Origin of the sequence: Corynebacterium faecium (assembly GCF_027257105.1) — a bacterium.
Classification (GTDB): domain Bacteria; phylum Actinomycetota; class Actinomycetes; order Mycobacteriales; family Mycobacteriaceae; genus Corynebacterium; species Corynebacterium lehmanniae.
This window is the reverse complement of sequence record NZ_JAPYJX010000004.1, coordinates 150,623-170,072: the sequence shown is the minus strand read 5'-3', so window position 1 is coordinate 170,072 and position 19,450 is coordinate 150,623. Positions and strand designations below refer to the sequence as shown.

The following is a 19,450-nucleotide window of genomic DNA, read 5'->3' as shown; positions in this document are numbered from 1 at the left end:
TTGCCTCTCGAGCAGGTCGGGAAGTTTAGGCGAGCTCGACGATCTCCATGTACTCGTCGCTCCACATGTCCTCGTCACCCTCGGGCATGATGATGACCCGCTCGGGCTCGAGCGCGCGCACCGCGCCCGGGTCGTGGGTGACCAGGACCACGGCGCCGGTGTAGGTCTTGAGCGCGTCGAGGACCTGCTCGCGGGATTGCGGGTCGAGGTTGTTTGTGGGCTCGTCGAGCAGCAGGACGTTTGCGCGCGAGGAGACGAGGGTCGCCAGCGCGAGGCGGGTCTTCTCGCCGCCCGAAAGCGTGCCGGCGGGCTGCTCCAGCTTGTCGCCCGAGAACATGAAGGCACCGAGCAGGCCTCGCAGGTCCTGCTGGCCGGCGTCGGGGCAAGCCTCGATGGTGTTCTCCCAGACACTCTTGTCGCCGTCGATGGTGTCGTGCTCCTGGGCGAAGTAGCCGATCTTCAGCCCGTGGCCCGAGACCACGCCGCCCTCGCCGTCGGTGCGCTCCACCCCGGCGAGCAGCTTGAGCAGGGTGGTCTTGCCGGCGCCGTTGGTGCCCAGCACGACCACGCGCGAGCCCTTGTCCACCGCCAAGTCCACGCCCGCGAAGACCTCGAGGGAGCCGTACATCTTTGTCAGGCCCTTGCCAAACAGCGGGGTCTTGCCGCACGGCGCCGGCTCCGGGAAGGAGATGGAGGCGACCTTGTCGGCCACCCGGACCTCGTCGAGCTCCCCCATCATGCGCTCAGCGCGCGCCATCATCTGCTTCGCGGCCGAGGCCTTCGTGGCCTTCGCACCCAACTTCGCGGCCTGCTTCTGCAGGGCTGAGGCTTTCTTCTCGGCGTTGGCGCGCTCGCGGCGGCGCCGGGCCTCGTCGAGGGCGCGGGCGTCCTTGTACTTGGAAAAACCCATGTTGTAGACGTCGGCCTCGGCGCGCACCGCGTCCAAGAACCAAACCTTGTTGCACACCGCGTCGAGCAGCTCGACGTCGTGGGAGATCATGATCAGCCCGCCCTCGTGCTTGGACAGGAAGTTGCGCAGCCAGGAGATGGAGTCGGCGTCGAGGTGGTTGGTCGGCTCGTCGAGAAGCAGGGTGGTCTGGGACTTGCCCGAACCTTGGCGCGAGGCGAACAGGATCTGGGCGAGCTCCACGCGGCGGCGCTGGCCGCCCGACAGGGTCTTCAGCTGCTGGTCCAGGATGCGCTCCGGCAGCCCCAGGTTGTCGCAGATCTGCGCCGCCTCCGCGTTGGCCTCGTAGCCGCCGAGCGCCTGGTAACGCTCCTCAAGGCGGGAAAACTTCGCGATCGCCTTGTCGCGCTCCTCCCCGTCGGTCTCCTCCATCAGCTTCTGCTGCTTGGCCATCGAGCGCTGGATCTGGTCCAGGCCGCGGGCCGAGAGCACACGGTCGCGGGCGGTCTGCTCGATGTCGCCTTCCTTGGAGTCCTGCGGGAGGTAGCCGATCTCGCCCGAGCGGGTCACCGAGCCGCCGTAGGGTTCGGTCTCCCCCGCCAGGATGCGCATCGTGGTGGTCTTGCCTGCACCGTTGCGGCCGACTAGGCCGATGCGGTCGCCGGGTTGGACGCGGAGGTGCTGGCCGGGGGCGTCGAGAAGCGTGCGCGCGCCGACGCGGACCTCGAGATCATTGGTGACAATCACGGGGAAACTGTATCAACAGCCCCCAAATCGGGATCTACTTCTTCGAGATGAAGCGCACGATCCAAACGATCAGCGCGACAATCAGCGCAACCAGGCCGACGGTACCGAGCATGACCAGAATTTCAGTAAGCCCAACGTTCACAACAATCCTCCTTCACAACGCGGAAAATCCCCCACAGGTTAACAACTTGGGGGGATGTCAAGAGGTGTTTTAGACCGCGAAACCGAGGGCGCGGAGCTGCTCGCGGCCCTCCTCGGTGATGAACTGCGGGCCCCACGGCGGCATCCAGACCCAGTTCACGTCCAGCTCGTCGACCGCCGTGTTGTTCACGACCGACAGGGTGGCCTGCTCCTCGATCACGTCAGTGAGCGGGCACGCCGGCGAGGTCAGCGTCATGTTGATCACCGCGACGGTTCTGCCCTCGCGCTCCTCAATCCACAGGTCGTAGACCAAGCCGAGGTCAACGACGTTGATGCCCAGCTCCGGATCGATCACGTCGTGGAGGTACTCCTCCACCTCGCCGATGAGCTTGAGCTGCTCCTCGGTCTGCTGCGGGCGCTCCGCCTGCTTATCCGGTTCAGTCATGGCTACTCCTTATCTTCCGGGGCGTCCGATTCTCCCAGTGCGTCCGACGTCGCCGCCTGGAACGCCTTCCACCCCAGCAGCGCGCACTTCACGCGCGCCGGGAACTTGGCCACGCCGGCGAAGGCCACGCCGTCGCCGATCTTCTCTGCATCCCCCTCGACGGTGCCCCGCGAGGTGATCATCTCGTCGAACGCGGCGAGCTTCGACATCGCCTCGTCGACAGGCAGCCCAATGACCTCCTCGGCCATCACCGAGGTGGAGGCCTGCGAGATCGAGCAGCCCTCAGCGTCGTAGGAAACGTCCTCGACCGTGGCGCCGTCCTCGGACAGGTGCACGCGCAGCGTCAGCTCGTCGCCGCACGACGGGTTGACGTGGTGCACCTCCGCCTCGTACGGCTCGCGCAGCCCCGCGTGCTGCGGGTTCTTGTAGTGGTCCAGGATGACTTCCTGGTACATGGATTCGAGGTTCATCGCGCGAAAAACTCCTTCGCTTTGCTAATCGACGACACCAAGGTATCAACCTCGTCCAGCGTGTTGTACAGGTAGAAGCTCGCCCGGGACGTGGACTGCATGTCCAGCCCCCGGTGCAGCGGCCACGCGCAGTGGTGGCCCGTGCGGATGGCAACACCCTCGGAATCGAGCACCTGGCCCAGGTCGTGCGGGTGCACGCCCTCGACCGTAAAGGCGATCGCGCCGCCGCGGTTGTCGGCGGTGAGCGGTCCGGCGATCCGGAGGCCGTCGATACGCTGCATCTGCTCCAGGGCGTAGGCGGTGAGCTCGCGCTCGTGGGCCTGGATGTCTTCCATGCCGATCTCGGTGAGGAAGCGCACCGCCTCGCCGAGCCCCACGACCTGGGAGGTCATCTGGGTGCCCGCCTCGAAACGCTGCGGCGCCGGCGCGTAGGTGGAGCCATCCATGCGCACAACCTCGATCATGGAGCCGCCCGTGAGGAACGGCGGCAGCTCGTTAAGGTGCTTCGAGTACAGCGCGCCCACACCGTTTGGCCCGCACATCTTGTGGCCGGAGAACGCGGCGAAGTCCACATCGAGCGCGTGGAAGTCGACCGGCATGTGCGGCACCGACTGGCAGGCGTCGAGCACCGTGAGCGCGCCGACGGCCTTTGCGCGGCGCACCATCTCTGCGACGTCGGCGTGCGCGCCGGTGACGTTGGACTGGTGGGTAAACGCCACCACTTTGACCGTGTCGTCGAGCTCGAGTGAGTCGAGGTCGATGCGGCCGTCCTCGGTCATCGCGTACCACTTCAGCTCAGCTCCGGTGCGGCGCGCCAGCTCCTGCCACGGCACGAGGTTGGCGTGGTGCTCGAGCTCCGTGATCACGATGGTGTCGCCCTCGCCCACCGCGAACTCGCCGGCACGCGTATCGCCCAGCACGTAGGCGACCAGGTTCAGCGCCTCGGTGGCGTTTTTGGTGAACGCGATCTCGTCGTTGTCCGCGCCCACGAAGGCGGCGATGGCCTCGCGGGCGGACTCGTAGGCGTCGGTGGCCTCCTCCGCCAGCTCGTAGGAGCCACGGTGCACGGGCGCGTTGCAGCCGAGCACGAAGTCGCGCTCAGCGTCCCACACCCGCTGCGGGCGCTGCGACGTCGCCCCCGAATCCAGGTACACCAGCGGCTTGCCGCCGCGCACGGTGCGAGACAGGATCGGGAACTCCTTGCGGATGGCTGTTACGTCGAGCGCCATTAGATGAACTTCTCGTAGCCCTCGGCCTCGAGCTGGTCGGCGAGGGATGCGTCGCCGGTCTGCACGATCTTGCCGTCGGCGAAGACGTGGATGTAGTCGGGCTTGACGTAGTTCAGGATGCGCTTGTAGTGCGTGATCATGAGCACGCCGCCGCCGGTCTCGTCCTGGTAGCGGTTGATGCCCTCGGAGACGATGCGCAGCGCGTCGACGTCCAGGCCGGAGTCGGTCTCGTCCATGACCGCGAACTTCGGCTTCATCAGCGCGAGCTGCATGACCTCGTGGCGCTTCTTCTCGCCGCCGGAGAAGCCCTCGTTGACGGAGCGCTCGGAGAAGGAGGCATCCATCTGCAGCGCCTCGCGGGCGGCGTTGAGCTCGCCGACCCACTCGCGCAGCTTCGGGGCCTCGCCGCGTACGGCGGAGACCGCGGAGCGCATGAAGTTCGAGGAGGACACGCCCGGCACCTCAACCGGGTACTGCATGGCCAGGAAGAGGCCGGCGCGTGCGCGCTCGTCGATCTCCATGTCGAGCACGTTCTCGCCGTCGAGAAGCACCTCGCCCTCGGTCACCTCGTACTTCGGGTGGCCCGCCAGGGTGTAGGCGAGGGTGGACTTGCCGGAGCCGTTCGGGCCCATGATCGCGTGGGTCTCGCCGCCCTTGATGGTCAGGTTGACGCCCTTGAGGATCGGCTTCGGCTCCTGGCCTTCCTCGGTGGGCAGGACGTTGGCGTGCAGGTTCTTAATTTCCAGGGTGGACATGTATTGCTCCTTTTAGTTTTCGTTGCGCTCGAGCTCGCCGGCGACGCGGGCGATGAGTTCTTCGCGGATGGACTCGACGGGGATTTGGTTGAGGACCTCGTTGAAGAAGCCGCGGATGATCAGGCGGGTGGCGTCTTCCTCGCGGATGCCGCGGGAGCGCAGGTAGAACAGCTGGTCGTCGTCGAAGCGGCCGACGGTTGCGGCGTGGCCCGCGCCGGCGATCTCGCCGGTTTCGATCTCCAGGTTCGGGATGGCGTCCGCGCGTGCGCCGTCGGTGAGCACCAGGTTGCGGTTGGTCTCGTAGGTGTCGGTGCCCTTCGCCTCGGCACGGATGAGCACGTCGCCCACCCAGCAGGTGCGTGCCTCCGGCAGCTTGGAGGCCTTATCGCCCTGTAGCGCGCCCTTGTACAGCACGTTGGAGCGGCAGTTCGGCACCGCGTGATCCACCAGGAGGCGGTTCTCGATGTACTGGCCCGCGTCGGCGAAGTACACGCCAGTCAGCTCGGCGTCGCCGCCCGGCGCCTCGAAGGCGAGGCGCGGGGTGATGCGGACGATCTCGCCGCCGAAGGTGGCCACGTGGTGGCGCAGGGTTGCATCGCGCTTCACGACGATCGACTGCTGGCCCACATGCACCGCATCCAGTTCCCAGTCGGCGTCCACCACGGCGTTGACGCGGGAGCCCTCGCCGATGACCCAGTTGACGTTGTCGGCGTGGGTGCCGGAGCCCGCGTAGCGCACCACAACGGTGGCGGAAGAGTTCGCGCCGGTCTCGACCACGACGGTGCCAAAGGTGGTCTTGTCGGCGCCCGCGCCGGTGATGGTCACGGTGATCGGCTCGGTCAGCTCCGCGTTCGCCGGCACCGAGATCAGGGTGGCGTTCTCGGAGGAGGTCCACGCCTGGGCGGCGACACGGTCGACGGGGGCGCCGGCGGCGGTCACGCGCTCGTCGTCAAGCGAAACCTGCTCGACTGCGACCTCGCTGGGAGCATCCACCGCAATCTGCGCGTCGGCCTGCGGGGCAAACTCGCCGTTGTGCAGGCCGCGCAGGCGGCGCAGGGAGATGAAGCGCCAGACCTCGTCGCGGCCGCCCGGGACCTCGAAGTCTTCCACGTTGAAGGAGGAAAACAGGTCGCCCTTGTTGTTGTGCGTGGTGGCGTTTTTGACGGTTTCGGCCATTTAGCCCACCGATCCTTCCATTTGCAGCTCGATGAGGCGGTTCAGCTCGAGGGCGTACTCCATGGGCAGCTCCTTGGCGATCGGCTCGACAAAGCCGCGCACGATCATGGCCATGGCCTCTTCCTCGGCGATGCCGCGGGACATGAGGTAGAACAGCTGGTCCTCGGAAACCTTGGACACCTTCGCCTCATGGCCCAGGGTCACGCGGTCGTTGCGGATGTCGTTGTACGGGTAGGTGTCCGAGCGCGAGATGTCGTCCACCAGCAGCGCGTCGCACTCCACGTTGGACGCGGAGTCGTGCGCGTTGGCGTTGATCTGCACCAGTCCGCGGTAGGCCGCGCGGCCGCCGCCGCGGGCGACGGACTTGGACACGATGGACGAGGATGTGTGCGGCGCCATATGCGTCATCTTCGCGCCGGTGTCCTGGAACTGGCCCTCTCCCGCAAACGCGACGGAGAGCACCTCGCCGCGGGCGTGCTCGCCGGTCATCCACACGGCCGGGTACTTCATGGTCACCTTGGAGCCGATGTTGCCGTCGACCCACTCCATGGTCGCGCCCTCTTCAGCCTTCGCACGCTTGGTGACCAGGTTGTAGACGTTGCTGGACCAGTTCTGGATGGTGGTGTAGCGGCAGCGGCCGCCCTTCTTCACGATGATCTCCACCACCGCGGAGTGCAGCGAGTCCGACTTGTAGATCGGGGCGGTGCAGCCCTCGACGTAGTGCACGTAGGCGTCCTCGTCGACGATGATGAGGGTGCGCTCGAACTGGCCCATGTTCTCCGTGTTGATGCGGAAGTAGGCCTGCAGCGGGATGTCCACGTGGACCCCCGGCGGGACGTAGATGAAGGAGCCGCCGGACCACACAGCGGTGTTCAGCGCGGAGAACTTGTTGTCGCCGGCCGGGATGACGGAGCCGAAGTACTCCTTGAACAGGTCCTCGTGCTCGCGCAGGGCGGTGTCGGTGTCGACGAAGATGACGCCCTTTTCCTCCAGGTCCTCGCGGATCTGGTGGTAGACCACCTCGGACTCGTACTGCGCGGCCACACCTGCGACGAGCCGCTGCTTCTCTGCCTCCGGGATGCCCAGCTTGTCGTAGGTGTTCTTGATGTCTTCCGGCAGGTCGTCCCAGCTGGCGGCCTGCTCCTCGGTGGAGCGGACGTAGTACTTGATGTTGTCGAAGTCGATGTCGGACAAGTCCGCGCCCCAGGTGGGCATGGGCTTCTTGTCAAAGATCTCCAACGCCTTCACGCGCTGGTTGAGCATCCATTCCGGCTCGCTTTTGATGCCGGAGATGTCGCGCACGACCTCTTCGTTCAGGCCCCGGCGCGCGGAGGCGCCGGCGACGTCAGAGTCGTGCCAGCCGTAGTTGTAGGCACCGATCGACTCGATGATCTCGTCGTCGTTCATCGGCTTCTCAAGGCCTGGTGTGGGCTTCACTTCAGTCATTGTCAGCCGCTCCTTTCGTTGCTGTTCCCGCCGGGCGCGTCCGGGTGCGCGCCGCAGCAAGGGGGATGTTAATTGTGCAGATTCCGTCGCCGTCGGAGATGAGGGCGAGCGGCTGCACATGCGTATCGACGATCCGCGCCACCGCCTCCCTTTCCGCCTCGCAGAATTCCGGGTGCGCCGCGGCGACGGCGGACACCGGGCAGTGGTGCTGGCAGATCTGGATGCCGGCGTCGGTGCGGTGGACGCTCGGGGCGTAGCCGTGCCTTTCCAGCGCGGCGGCGACGCGGCGCGCCGTCGACTCGGCATCTTCCGCCGGTTCCACGTCGCCGAGGATCTTCTCCACGCGAGCGCGGGCGAAGTCGCGCACCGCGTCTTCGCCCCCGATCTGCTGGATCAGTTCCACGGCGTCGAGCGCGAGACCGTCGTAATGCGAACCGAAGCGCTCCCGGCCCGCGGCGGTGAGCTGGAAGTGCTTGGCCGGACGGCCGCGCCCCTGCTCCTCGCCCGCGACGGCGCGCGGTGCGCAAGGCTCGGCCAGCTGCTCCTCGACGAGCTTGTCCACGTGCCTGCGCACGCCGGCCGCCGAGAGGTCGAGCTCTTCCGCGATGTCGCTGGCCGCTACCGGCCCCCGCTTGAGCAGGACCGACATCACCTGCGAGCGCGTGTCGCCGCCAGCGCGGGACGCGTCCGCAGGAGCGGGGTTGCGGCTTACTGCTGAATTCGCTGTATCCGCTGTATCCACGATGGCACCACCTTTCGCTCGATGTGGTCTGAGTCGCTGCCTTTTCACAACACTAGTGTGTTGTAAATATTCCTGCCGCACCGGGTGGGCCCGTGTCGGAGCGCGCCTTAGACTGTTCAACCGTGACTGCACCCGACCGCCCGCACGGCTCCCGACGCGCCCGCCGCGCCCCGCGCGTGAACGTGGCCAGCGAGCTGCCGCGCTTCGGGCGACCCGGGTCCCGCTCGACGCTGCTGCACGACCCGGCCTCGCCTGCGCACAGCGCACCCACAAGCGCGGCTGTGCGGGCCCGCGAGCGCGGCCGTTTCGCCGCGCTGCGCTGGGCGGGGGCCGCCGGCGCGTTCCTGATCGGTTTCGCGGGTATCGGCGGCGGCGCCCTGCCGGTGGTGGAAAACCCGTGGCAGAATTTCCCCTTCGGCGCGGAGATGGGGCGCATGATGCTCGCCTCCAACGCGCTCGTGCTCATCGGCGTCGGCGTGCTGGTGGCGGCGTGGCTGGCCATGGCCCCGTTCGTCGGGGCGTCGCCAGGCGCGGCGCGCGGGGCGCGGGTGAGCAACCCGGAGATGCTGCGCACTTTCATCGCCTGGGTGGTCCCGCTCATCGCCACCGCGCCGCTTTTCACCCAGGACATCTACTCCTACCTGGCCAACGGCAGCATCGTGCGCCAGGGGCTCGACCCGTACTCCTCCGGCCCCGTCGAGCTGCTGGGGGTGGAGCACCACCTCGCCCGCTCCGTGCCGTTCATTTGGGCGCACTCGCCTAGCCCGTACGGACCGGTGGCGCTGGGGACCGCGGCGGTGATCTCGCACATCACCGGCGATTCAATCTTCTGGGGCGTGCTCGCCCACCGCGCCGTGTCTGTCGCTGGCATCCTCGCCGCGGCTTGGGCCGTGCTCGCGCTGGCGAAGCGCTGCGGCGTGACCGGCCCGGCCGCTTTGTGGCTGGGCATCCTCAACCCGTTGACGGTGCTGCACATGGTCGGCGGCATCCACAACGAGGCCATCATGATGGGCCTGCTGCTCGTCGGCCTGGAGGTGGGGCTGCGCGGCATCGACCGGCTCGAGAGCAACCGCCGCTCCGGCTGGGCGCTGCTCGCTGCCTCTGCCGCCCTGATCAGCTGCGCCGGCATGGTGAAGGTGATCGGCTTTTTGGCCCTCGGGTTCACCGGCATGGCGCTGGCCCGCCACCTGCGCACCCGCCCGCAGCGCCAGCGCAGCGGCCCCCGCGCCATCGCGACCTCCGCCGCCCTGCACGCGACCATGCTGGCGGCCACCGCCATCGCGGTCTCGCTGGCCTCCGGCATCGGCCTGGGCTGGGTCACCGGCCAGGGCGGCGCCGCCCAGATCCGCAGCTGGCTGTCTCTGACCACCGACATCGGCGTCGCCGGAGGCTTCCTCGGCATGAACCTGGGGCTCGGCGACCACACGGACGCGATGCTCAGCGTGACCCGCTGGGCGGGGCTAACGGTCGCGGCGGCGTTTGCGCTGCGCATGCTGTGGGCCACCTACCGCGGCACCATCCACCCGGTAGGCGGGCTCGGCGTGTCCACCTTCGTGCTGGTGGTGCTGTTTCCCGTCGTGCACCCCTGGTACCCGCTGTGGGCCGTGCTGCCGCTCGCGGCGTGGGCGAACCGCTTTACCTTCCGCGCCTCTGTGGCCGGGTACTCGGCGCTGGTGAGCTTCCTCGTCCTCCCTCGCGGGCTCCGTCTCCAGGCGGGCGCCGTCGCCACGATTTACGGCTCCGCCGTCGTCGGCTTCATCCTCCTGGCGGCGTGCGTAGCGCTCGCGCTTCGGGTGTGGCGGCGCAGGAGGTCTACACTCATCACCCATGAGTGATCACGCGCTGGTCGTCGAAAGCGTTATCAAGCGATTCGGCGAGAAAACGGCGGTTGACGGGCTCTCTTTCACAGCGCGGCGCGGCGAGCTGCTCGCGCTTCTGGGCCCCAACGGCGCCGGCAAAACCACCACCATCGAGATGTGCGAGGGCTTCACCAAACCCACCTCCGGGTCGATCCGGGTGCTCGGCATGGACCCGGTCGCGCATCCGCAGAAGGTGCGCGACCGCATCGGCATCATGCTCCAGGGCGGCGGCTCCTACGCCGGCGTCTCCGTCGAGGAGATGCTCAACCTCGCCGCCAGCTACAACAAGCACCCCCACGACCCGCGCTGGCTCATGGAGCTAGTCGGCCTCCAGGGGGCGACGAAGACTACCTACCGGCGCCTCTCGGGCGGCCAGCAGCAGCGCCTGTCGCTGGCGCTGGCCCTGATCGGCCGCCCCGAGCTGATCTTCTTGGACGAGCCCACCGCGGGCCTGGACGCCCAGTCACGCATGGCGGTGTGGGACATCATCTCGGCGCTGAAGCGCGACGGGGTGAGCGTCCTGCTCACCACCCACCTCATGGACGAGGCCGAAAGCCTCGCGGACGACGTGGTCATCATCGACCACGGCACCGTCGTCGCCCAGGGCTCCCCGGAGGAGCTCACCAGCCACGAGGAGTTTCCGGTGCTTTCTTTCGACACTGCAGAGGCCTTCGAGGTGCACAAGCTTAACGACGAGCTCACGCCCGCCGGCCTCACCGTCGAGGAAGTCCGGCCCCGCAGTTACCGGATCAAGGGCACGGGCTCGCCGGAGGTCGTCGAGAAGCTGGCGCGCGAGGCGGCACGCCAAGGTGTGCTGATCCGCGAGCTGAGCGTGTCCCACCGCAACTTGGAGGACGTGTTTTTGGACATCACTGGAAGGGAGCTGAGGAGCTAATGGAAAAGCTCACCCCCGGAATCTTCGCCCCGGCGCCGCAGCGGGCGTCCTTCGGCCGGATGGCCGCAGCCCAGGGGCGCATCGAGGCGAAGCTGATGCTGCGCCACGGCGAGCAGCTCCTGGTCAACGTGCTGATCCCGGCGGCGATCCTGCTGGCGGCCCACTTCGCCCCGATTTTGGGCGACAACACCGACTCGGGTGTGCTGGTGCCCATGGTTTTCGCCGTGGCCGCCACCGGTGCGGGCTTTACCGGCCAGGCCATCGCCGTCGCCTTCGACCGCCGCTACGGGGCCTTGAAGCGCACCGGCGCGTCCGGGGTGCCGCCCTGGACCATCATCGTGGGCAAGATCCTCGGCGTGCTGGCTACGGTGGTGGTGCAGCTGGTGGTGCTCGGCGCAATCGCCCTGGCGTTGGGGTGGCGCGTGACCCCCGCCGGCGCCGCGTTCGGGCTGGCCACCCTCCTGTGTGGCGTGGCCGCGTTCACCGCGCTGGGGCTGCTGATGGGCGGCACCCTGCGCGCCGAGCTGGTGCTGGCGCTTGCGAACCTGATCTGGCTAGTGCTCATGGGCATCCTCGGCTGGGTGGGCTACTCCGGCGACATCGCGCACGCCGGGTGGTGGAACGCGGTGCCCACCGTGGCGCTGGCAGGCGCGCTGGTGCAAGCGCTGTCTTTGCAGGTCAACTGGGTGGCGTGGGCCTCACTCGCCGCCTGGGGGGTCGCCGCGGTGACCGCGGCCGTGCGCTTGTTCCGCTTTGACGGCTAGGCGCGATACACTCACCACGATCAACATCGTCCGAAAGTTGGAGAAACAGTGACCGCAACCACAGCCGAGACCCGCCCGAACTCCTGGAGGGAGGCCTGGCGCGACCCGTCACTGAAGCTGCAGCGCACCCTCGCGATGGTGCTGCTGCTGTGCCAGGGCGGCATCACCGTCACCGGCTCGCTCGTGCGCGTGACCGGCTCCGGCCTCGGCTGCGACACCTGGCCGCTGTGCCACGAGGGCTCGCTCGTGCCGGTCGCCGGCGCGGCGCCCTGGATCCACCAAGCCATCGAGTTCGGCAACCGCACCCTGACCTTCGTGGTCGCCGCGGCCGCCGGCCTCGTGCTGTACGCCGTGATCCGCGCCGGGCGCCGCAAGGACATCAAGACCCTGGCCTGGATCTCCCTGCTCGGCGTGGTCGTGCAGGCCGTCATCGGCGGCATCTCCGTGCGACTGGACCTGCGCTGGTGGTCCGTGGCGGTGCACTTCCTGCCGTCGATGGTGCTCGTGTTCGTCGCCGCGATGCTGTACATGCGCATCGCCGAGCCCGACAACGCCGCGCCCACCCGCCGCTACCCCGGCTCCGCGCAGACGTGGACGCTCATCGCTGCCGCCGCGCTGTGCCTCGTGCTTGTCACCGGCACCATGGTCACCGGCTCCGGCCCGCACGCCGGCGACGCCGCAGCGGGCCTGGAAGGCCGCCTCGAGATGGACACGCGCGTGCTCGCCTACATGCACGCCGTGTGCATGTACCTCTACCTCATCGCCACCATCATCACCACGGTGCTGCTGCGCAACTCCGGCGCGCCGGAGGATGCCAAGCGCACCGCCTACGTGCTCATCGCCATGATCCTCGTGCAGTGGGCCATCGGCGTGATCCAGTTCCGCATGGGGGTTCCGCGCTGGACAATCCCGGCGCATATCGCCATGTCGTCGACCGTCGTTGCATTCAGCGGCTTCCTTTTTGCACATGGGAAGCGCAGGTTGCCTACGCTCGTGTGACATGAAAGCAATCGTTGTCACATCCCACGGCGGCCCGGAAGTCCTCGAGTACAAGGATGCCGAGCCGCCACAGCCGTCTGAGGGGCAGTTGCTTGTCGACGTCGCGTACGCCGGCATCAACTACATCGACACCTACTTCCGCTCCGGAACCTACCCCTCAAACCCGCCGTACATCCCCGGCACGGAGGGCTGCGGCCGCGTGGTGGAAGATCCCAAGGGCGAGATCGCGCCCGGCACCCTCGTAGCCTGGCACGCCGCCCCCGGCTCGTACGCCGAACAGGTGGCGGTGGACCGCAACCGCCTGGTCGCCGTGCCGGAGGGCGTCGATCCTGCGGTGGCGGCCTCGATGCTGCTGCAGGGCATGACCTCGCACTACCTCCTCCACGGCGTGCGCGAGACGAAGCCGGGCGACACCATGGTGGTCACCGCCGGCGCCGGCGGCGTGGGGCTGATCCTGACCCAGATGGCGGCCGCCGAGGAGGCGACCGTGTACTCAGTGGTCTCCAGCGACGAGAAAGAACAGCTCGCCTACGAGGCGGGCGCGACCAAGGTGTTCCGCTACGGCGAGGACCTGGCCGAGCAGATCAAGGCCGAAAACGGCGGCGGCGTGGACGTGGTCTACGACGGCGTCGGCCAAGACACCTTCGAGATGTGCCTCAACGTCACCCGCCCACGCGGGCTGGTCTGCTCGTTCGGCTCCGCCTCCGGCGACGTCGAGCCGTTCAAGATCCAGGAGCTCAACGCCCACGGCGCGCTGTTTCTCACCCGCCCGTCGCTGAAGCACTACGTGGCCACGGACGACGAGTTCCTCATGCGCGCCCAGGCCGTGGCCCGGGCGGTGGAAGAGGGCACGGTGAAAATCCGCATCCACCCGCCCTACGAGCTGAAAAACGCCCGCCAGGCCCACGAGGACCTGCAGGCGCGAAAGACCACCGGCTCGGTTGTGCTGAAGGTCTAGAACAGCAGCTGGCCGACGGTCTCCCAGCCGAGCACCGCGTCGAAGGACAGGCCCAAAAACAGCGCGGCGAGGTAGTTGTTGGAGAGAATGAACAGCTTCAGCGGCTTGACGTTCTCGCCGCGCACGATGCCCTGGTGCAGCTTGGTCGCCATGACCAAGAACGCCGCACCCGAGGCGATCGCGATTACCAGGTAGATCCAGGACGCGGCCGGCACCAGCAGCAGCGAGACGGCCACGGTGAGCCAGGAGTAGATCACGATCTGGCGGGAGGTTTCTTCCGCAGTCGCCACCACCGGCAGCATGGGCACGTTGGCGCGGGCGTAGTCGTCCTTGTACTTCATGGCCAGCGCCCAGGTGTGCGGCGGGGTCCAGAAGAAGATGATCAAAAACAGCACGATGGCCTGCCACCAGTTGTCGGCGGAGCCGTCGTTGACGTTGTCGCGGATCACGGCCCAGCCCACCATCACGGGCATGCAGCCGGCGGCGCCGCCCCAGATGACGTTTTGCCAGGTGCGGCGCTTCAGCCACTTCGTGTAGACGAAGATGTAGAAGAAGTTGGTCAGCAGGATGAAAAACGCCGCCAGCCAGGAGTTGCACAGCACCCCGAGCCACAGCACGGACAACACGAGCATGACCCAGGCGAACACCGCCGCCTTCTGCTTGGTCACCGTGTGGCGCACCAGCGGACGGGCGCGGGTGCGGCCCATCTTCTGGTCGATGTCGTAGTCCGCGACCATGTTGAAGGTGTTCGCGGCGGCCGCCCCCATCCAGCCGCCGAGCAGCGTGCCCAGCACGAGCCAGAGGTGCACCTCGCCGCGGTGCGCCTGCAGCATCGCAGGGATCGCGGCGACCAAGAGAAGTTCAATGACCCTCGGCTTCGTCAACGCGAAATATGCCTTGATGGTCTCCAACAACTCTCTCCTTTTTGTACCGCCGTCGGGCGCGGGCAATCATACCTTCGGACGATGGTAGCCCCAACCAACGCGAGTCAACGAATCGAGGATGGGGTGGGACCGGAGGCGTCGATAAGCGATATGCTTTTGTGCGACCTTAAAGAAAGCGAGGACCCCATGACGCTGCCCCCGAAACTGCAGGCAATGACCGAGCGCAACTACCCGCAGGACTGGACCGAGACCGACACCCGCGCCGTTGACACGGCCAGGGTGCTCGCCGCGGACGCGGTGGAAAATTGCGGCTCCGGCCACCCCGGCACTGCCATGAGCCTCGCGCCGCTGGCCTACACCCTGTTCCAGCGCGTGATGGACGTGGACCCGGCCGACAAGGACTGGGTGGGCCGCGACCGCTTCGTGCTGTCCAACGGCCACTCCTCGCTCACGCAGTACGTGCAGCTCTACCTCGGCGGCTTCGGGCTGGAGCTGCAGGACCTGAAGGACCTGCGCACCTGGGGTTCGAAGACCCCGGGCCACCCGGAGTACAACCACACCGACCACATCGAGATCACCACCGGCCCGCTCGGCCAGGGCCTCGCCTCCGCCGTGGGCATGGCGATGGCTTCTCGACGTGAACGCGGCCTGTTCGACCCCGACGCCCCCGCCGGCGAGTCCCCCTTCGACCACTACATCTACGTCGTGGCCGGCGACGGCTGCCTGCAGGAGGGCGTGACCTCCGAGGCGTCCTCGCTCGCCGGCACGCAGCAGCTGGGCAACCTCGTCCTGTTCTGGGACGACAACCGCATCTCCATCGAGGACGACACCCAGATCGCGTTCACCGAGGACGTGCTCAAGCGTTACGACGCCTACGGCTGGCAGACGCTGACCGTCGAATCCGGCGAGGACGTCGCCGCCATCGAGGCCGCCGTGGCCGAGGCGAAGGCGGAGCCGACCAAGCCGACGATCATCCGCGTGAAAACCGTGATCGGCTACCCGGCCCCGAACCTGATGAACACCGGCGCCATCCACGGCGCGGCACTCGGTGCCGACGAGGTCGCCGCGGTCAAGGAGGCGCTCGGCTTCGACCCGGCCGTGAACTTCCCGGAAGAGGACGAGGTGATCGCCCACACCCGCAAGCTGCGCGAGCGCGCCGCTTCCAAGCGGGCCGCCTGGGACGAGAAGTTCAACGCCTGGGCCGAGGCGAACCCGGAGCGCAAGGCGCTGCTGGACCGCCTCACCGCCCGCGAGCTGCCGGCGGGTTGGAAGAAGGACTTCCCCACCTGGGAGCCGGACGCGAAGGGTGTGGCCACCCGCAAGGCCTCCGCCGCCGCGATCCAGGCCGCCGCGGCCGCGCTGCCTGAGCTGTGGGGCGGCTCCGCCGACCTGGCCGGCTCCAACAACACCTTGATCGAGGGCGCGCCGTCGTTTGGTCCGCGCTCCATTTCCACCGAGATGTTCTCTGCCGACCCGTACGGGCGCAACTTGCACTTCGGCATCCGCGAGCACGCCATGGGCGCGGTGATGAACGGCATCGCCCTGCACGGCGGCACCCGCGTCTACGGCGGCACCTTCCTCATCTTCTCCGAGTACCTCTACCCCGCCATCCGCGTGGCCGCCCTGTCCGGCATCGATAGCTACTACGTGTTCACCCACGACTCCATCGGCCTCGGCGAGGACGGCCCGACCCACCAGCCGGTGGAGACCCTGGCCGCCCTGCGCGCCATCCCGGACGTGGCCGTGATCCGCCCGGCCGACGCGAACGAGACCTCCGCCGCCTGGATCGCCGCGCTCGAGGCGAAGGAGCAGCCGAAGGCGCTGGCCCTGTCGCGCCAGAACCTGCCGGTGCTCGAGGGCACCAAGGAGAAGGCCTTCGACGGCGTGGCCCGCGGCGCCTACGTGCTGGTCGAGGAATCCGCTGATACCCCGGACGTGATCCTCATGGCGTCCGGCTCCGAGGTGCAGTACGCCGTCGAGGCCGCCAAGGTCCTCGAGGCCGAGGGCACCGCGGCCCGCGTGGTGTCGGTGCCGTCCATGGACTGGTTCATGGAGCAGGACGACGCCTACATCGACGCCGTGCTGCCGCGCGACGTCAAGGCCCGCGTCTCCGTGGAGGCCGCGACCTCCATGCCGTGGTTCCGCTTCCTCGGCGAATACGGCCGCGCCGTGTCCCTGGAGCACTTCGGCGCCTCCGCCCCCGGCGCCGAGCTGTTCGAGCGCTTCGGCTTCACCACCGACAACGTCGTTCGCACCGGCCGCGAGACCCTCGAGTGCGTGCGCGAGGAGCGCAGCGTGGCGACGAGCGCGCGCGTCGGCGACACCGAGTCCGAGCCCACCCGCGGCGACGGGCGTTAGGTCGCAAGCTCGCAAACGGAGAAGGAAGGAATTTAGACATGACCGCAATCGACGACCTCTACCAGGCCGGCACCTCCACCTGGCTCGACGACCTGTCGCGCGAGCGCATCGCCACCGGCAACCTCGCCGAGGTCAAGCAGGCGAAGTCCATCGTCGGCGTGACCACCAACCCCGCGATCTTCGCCGCCGCCATGGGCTCCGGCACCCACTACGACGAGCAGCTCGCCGAGCTGAAGCAGGCCGGCACCACCGCCGACGCCGCCGTCTACGCCATGAGCGTGAAAGACGTCCAGGACGCCTGCGACCTCTTCCGCGGCACCTATGAGGCCACCGGCGGCAAGGACGGCCGCGTCTCCATCGAGGTGGACCCGCGCTTCGCAGCCGACGAGGCGAAGACCATCGAACAGGCCCGCGAGCTGTGGCAGCTGGTGGACCGCGACAACCTCATGATCAAGATCCCGGCGACCGATGAGTCGCTGCCCGCCGTCACCGCGGCGCTGGCCGAGGGCATCTCCGTCAACGTCACCCTGATCTTCTCGGTGGAGCGCTACAAGCAGGTCATCGACGCCTACAAGGACGGCATCCGCAAGGCCGCCGCCGCAGGCCACGATGTCAGCCGCATCCACTCGGTGGCGTCTTTCTTCGTCTCCCGCATGGACACCGAGGTGGACAAGCGCCTCGAGGCCATCGGCACCGACGAGGCGCTGGCGCTGCGCGGCAAGGCGGGCATCGCCAACGCACGGTTGGCGTATGCGCTGTTTGAGCGCGAGTTTGGCAAAGCTGACGTCGATAAGCTTCCTGCGAACGCGAACGCCCAGCGCCCCCTGTGGGCATCGACCGGTGTGAAGAACCCGGACTACCCGGCGACGATGTACGTCACCGAGCTCGCCGGCCCGCAGACCGTGAACACGATGCCGGAGAAGACGCTCGACGCTGTGCTTCGCGACGGCGGCGTGCACGGCGACACCCTCACCGGCACCGAAGCCGTCTCCCGCGAGACCTTCGCGGCGCTGCGGAGCGTGGGCATCGACCTCGACGACGTGGTCGCCGTGCTGGAGCGCGAAGGCGTGGAGAAGTTCGTGGACGCGTGGCAGGAGCTGCTCGATTCCATGACTGCTAGGCTCGCCTAACGTGACTTCACCGCACCAGGAGTGGACCAACCCGCTGCGCTCGCCGGCTGACAAGCGCCTCCCCCAGATCGCCGGGCCCTCGGGCATGGTGATCTTCGGGGTCACCGGCGACCTCGCCCGCAAGAAGCTGCTACCGGCCGTCTACGACCTGGCCAACCGCGGCCTTTTGCCCGGCGGGTTCACGCTGGTCGGCTACGGGCGGCGCGACTGGACCAAGGCCGACTTCGAGGCGTACGTGCGCAAAGCTGTCGATGAAGGCGCGCGCACCGAGTTCCACGAGAACGTGTGGCAGCGCCTCGCCGAGGGTCTCGAGTTCGTCCAGGGCAACTTCGACGACGACGCCGCCTTCGACCGCCTCGCCGCCACCTGCAAGCGCAGCGACGACGAGCGCGGCACCGCCGGCAACTGGGCCTACTACCTGTCCGTGCCGCCGGAGTTTTTCGCCGAGGTGGTCCACCAGCTGGACCGCTCCGGCATGGCGCACGAGGGCGAGAACCAGTGGCGCCGCGTGATCATTGAAAAGCCGTTCGGCCACGACCTCAAATCCGCGGAGAAGCTCAACGAGGTCGTCGGCGCGGTGTTCGACGAGCGCTCCGTCTTCCGCATCGACCACTACCTGGGCAAGGAGACGGTGCAGAACATTCTGGCGCTGCGCTTTTCCAACCAGATGTTTGAGCCGGTGTGGAACTCCCACTACATCGACCACGTGCAGATCACCATGGCCGAGGACATCGGCCTGGGCGGGCGCGCCAGCTACTACGACGGCATCGGCGCCGCCCGCGACGTGATCCAGAACCACCTGATCCAGCTGCTCGCCCTGGTGGCCATGGAGGAGCCGACCTCGTTCTCCCCCGGCCAGCTGCGCGCCGAGAAACTCAAGGTGCTGCGCGCCACCTCGGCGGTGGGCCCGTTCGGCAAAACCACCGCCCGCGGGCAGTACACCGCCGGGTGGCAGGGTTCGAAGAAGGTCGTTGGCCTGCGCGAGGAGGAAGGCTTCGACCCGAACTCCACCACCGAGACGTTTGCGGCCTGCACCCTGCAGATCGATTCCCGCCGCTGGGCCGGGGTGCCGTTCTACCTGCGCACCGGCAAGCGGCTGGGCCGCCGCGTCACCGAGATCGCGCTGGTGTTCAAGCGCCCGCCGTACCAGCCGTTCTCCCAGGGGCAGACGGACCTTTTGACCAACAACGCGGTAGTCATCCGCGTCCAGCCCGACGAGGGCGTGCTCATGCGCTTCGGCTCCAAAGTCCCCGGTCCCGGCATGGAGCTGCGCGACGTGAACATGGATTTCGCCTACTCCGAGGCATTCACCGAGCAGTCCCCCGAGGCCTACGAACGCCTCATCCTGGACGCGCTGCTCGACGAGTCCAGCCTGTTTCCCACCAACTCCGAGGTGGAGCGTAGCTGGGAGATCCTGGATCCGGTACTGGATTACTGGGCCGAGCAAGGCAGCCCCGACGATTACGCCGCCGGCACCTGGGGGCCGGCCTCCGCCGAGCGCATGCTGTCGAAGGACGGGCGCGCCTGGCGGCGTCCATAAGCAAG

The 19,450-nt window shown here is 67.8% G+C and carries 17 protein-coding genes; 8 read left to right on the top strand and 9 right to left on the bottom strand.

Translation table 11 applies throughout. The features are described 5' to 3' along the window. Positions 1-25: 25 nt before the first annotated feature. From O5O53_RS05765 to O5O53_RS05730, 8 genes are all read right to left on the bottom strand, one after another. Entirely contained in the window at positions 26-1,654 is a 1,629-nt protein-coding gene (locus tag O5O53_RS05765) for an ABC-F family ATP-binding cassette domain-containing protein (RefSeq protein WP_181888458.1), read from the bottom strand. Positions 1,655-1,865: 211 nt separating this feature from the next. Next, positions 1,866-2,240 carry a metal-sulfur cluster assembly factor gene (locus tag O5O53_RS05760; protein ID WP_269509817.1) on the bottom strand — a complete coding sequence of 125 codons (375 nt, stop codon included), beginning with the start codon at positions 2,238-2,240 and terminating at the stop codon, positions 1,866-1,868. A gap of 2 nt (positions 2,241-2,242) precedes the next feature. Then, a complete protein-coding gene (sufU, locus tag O5O53_RS05755) occupies positions 2,243-2,710 on the bottom strand; it encodes a Fe-S cluster assembly sulfur transfer protein SufU (RefSeq protein WP_269509814.1) in 468 nt (155 codons plus the stop codon). Then, positions 2,707-3,939: a cysteine desulfurase gene (locus O5O53_RS05750; RefSeq protein ID WP_269509812.1), complete on the bottom strand. Its 1,233-nt coding sequence runs from the start codon at positions 3,937-3,939 to the stop codon at positions 2,707-2,709. The genes sufU and O5O53_RS05750 overlap by 4 nt, the downstream gene beginning before the upstream one ends. Then, positions 3,939-4,694 (bottom strand): Fe-S cluster assembly ATPase SufC, encoded by a 756-nt coding sequence (gene sufC, locus O5O53_RS05745; protein ID WP_269509809.1) that lies wholly within the window; start codon positions 4,692-4,694, stop codon positions 3,939-3,941. The genes O5O53_RS05750 and sufC overlap by 1 nt, the downstream gene beginning before the upstream one ends. Before the next feature lie 12 nt (positions 4,695-4,706). Next, positions 4,707-5,870, bottom strand: coding sequence for a Fe-S cluster assembly protein SufD (gene sufD, locus O5O53_RS05740; protein ID WP_269509806.1), 1,164 nt, complete (start codon positions 5,868-5,870; stop codon positions 4,707-4,709). Next, positions 5,871-7,277 carry a Fe-S cluster assembly protein SufB gene (gene sufB, locus O5O53_RS05735; RefSeq protein WP_437177846.1) on the bottom strand — a complete coding sequence of 469 codons (1,407 nt, stop codon included), beginning with the start codon at positions 7,275-7,277 and terminating at the stop codon, positions 5,871-5,873. A 31-nt stretch (positions 7,278-7,308) separates the two neighbouring features. Continuing rightward, positions 7,309-8,058: a helix-turn-helix transcriptional regulator gene (locus O5O53_RS05730; RefSeq protein ID WP_367616724.1), complete on the bottom strand. Its 750-nt coding sequence runs from the start codon at positions 8,056-8,058 to the stop codon at positions 7,309-7,311. Positions 8,059-8,180: 122 nt separating this feature from the next. Between O5O53_RS05730 and mptB the strand changes: the two genes are divergently transcribed. From mptB to O5O53_RS05705, 5 genes are all read left to right on the top strand, one after another. Beyond that, positions 8,181-9,893, top strand: coding sequence for a polyprenol phosphomannose-dependent alpha 1,6 mannosyltransferase MptB (gene mptB, locus O5O53_RS05725; protein ID WP_370642059.1), 1,713 nt, complete (start codon positions 8,181-8,183; stop codon positions 9,891-9,893). Continuing rightward, on the top strand, positions 9,886-10,812 hold the full coding sequence (locus O5O53_RS05720; protein WP_269509800.1) for an ABC transporter ATP-binding protein: 927 nt from the start codon (positions 9,886-9,888) through the stop codon (positions 10,810-10,812). Before mptB ends, O5O53_RS05720 begins: the two co-directional genes overlap by 8 nt. Next, on the top strand, positions 10,812-11,576 hold the full coding sequence (locus O5O53_RS05715) for an ABC transporter permease (protein WP_269509797.1): 765 nt from the start codon (positions 10,812-10,814) through the stop codon (positions 11,574-11,576). The genes O5O53_RS05720 and O5O53_RS05715 overlap by 1 nt, the downstream gene beginning before the upstream one ends. A 135-nt stretch (positions 11,577-11,711) precedes the next feature. After that, on the top strand, positions 11,712-12,575 hold the full coding sequence (locus O5O53_RS05710) for a COX15/CtaA family protein (protein WP_269510038.1): 864 nt from the start codon (positions 11,712-11,714) through the stop codon (positions 12,573-12,575). Between the two features lies 1 nt (position 12,576). After that, entirely contained in the window at positions 12,577-13,533 is a 957-nt protein-coding gene (locus tag O5O53_RS05705) for a quinone oxidoreductase family protein (RefSeq protein WP_269509794.1), read from the top strand. Here the strand turns inward: O5O53_RS05705 and O5O53_RS05700 are convergent. Then, entirely contained in the window at positions 13,530-14,447 is a 918-nt protein-coding gene (locus tag O5O53_RS05700; RefSeq protein WP_269509791.1) for a heme o synthase, read from the bottom strand. The two genes, O5O53_RS05705 and O5O53_RS05700, sit on opposite strands and share 4 nt — an antisense overlap. A gap of 156 nt (positions 14,448-14,603) precedes the next feature. Here O5O53_RS05700 and tkt point away from each other — a divergent pair, with 156 nt between their 5' ends. From tkt to zwf, 3 genes are read left to right on the top strand one after another with little or no spacing between them, the layout of a single operon-like run. Beyond that, on the top strand, positions 14,604-16,775 hold the full coding sequence (gene tkt / locus O5O53_RS05695) for a transketolase (protein ID WP_269509788.1): 2,172 nt from the start codon (positions 14,604-14,606) through the stop codon (positions 16,773-16,775). A gap of 38 nt (positions 16,776-16,813) precedes the next feature. After that, positions 16,814-17,905 (top strand): transaldolase, encoded by a 1,092-nt coding sequence (tal, locus tag O5O53_RS05690; RefSeq protein ID WP_269509784.1) that lies wholly within the window; start codon positions 16,814-16,816, stop codon positions 17,903-17,905. Between the two features lies 1 nt (position 17,906). Continuing rightward, positions 17,907-19,445 (top strand): glucose-6-phosphate dehydrogenase, encoded by a 1,539-nt coding sequence (gene zwf, locus O5O53_RS05685; protein ID WP_269509781.1) that lies wholly within the window; start codon positions 17,907-17,909, stop codon positions 19,443-19,445. Positions 19,446-19,450: the final 5 nt, after the last annotated feature.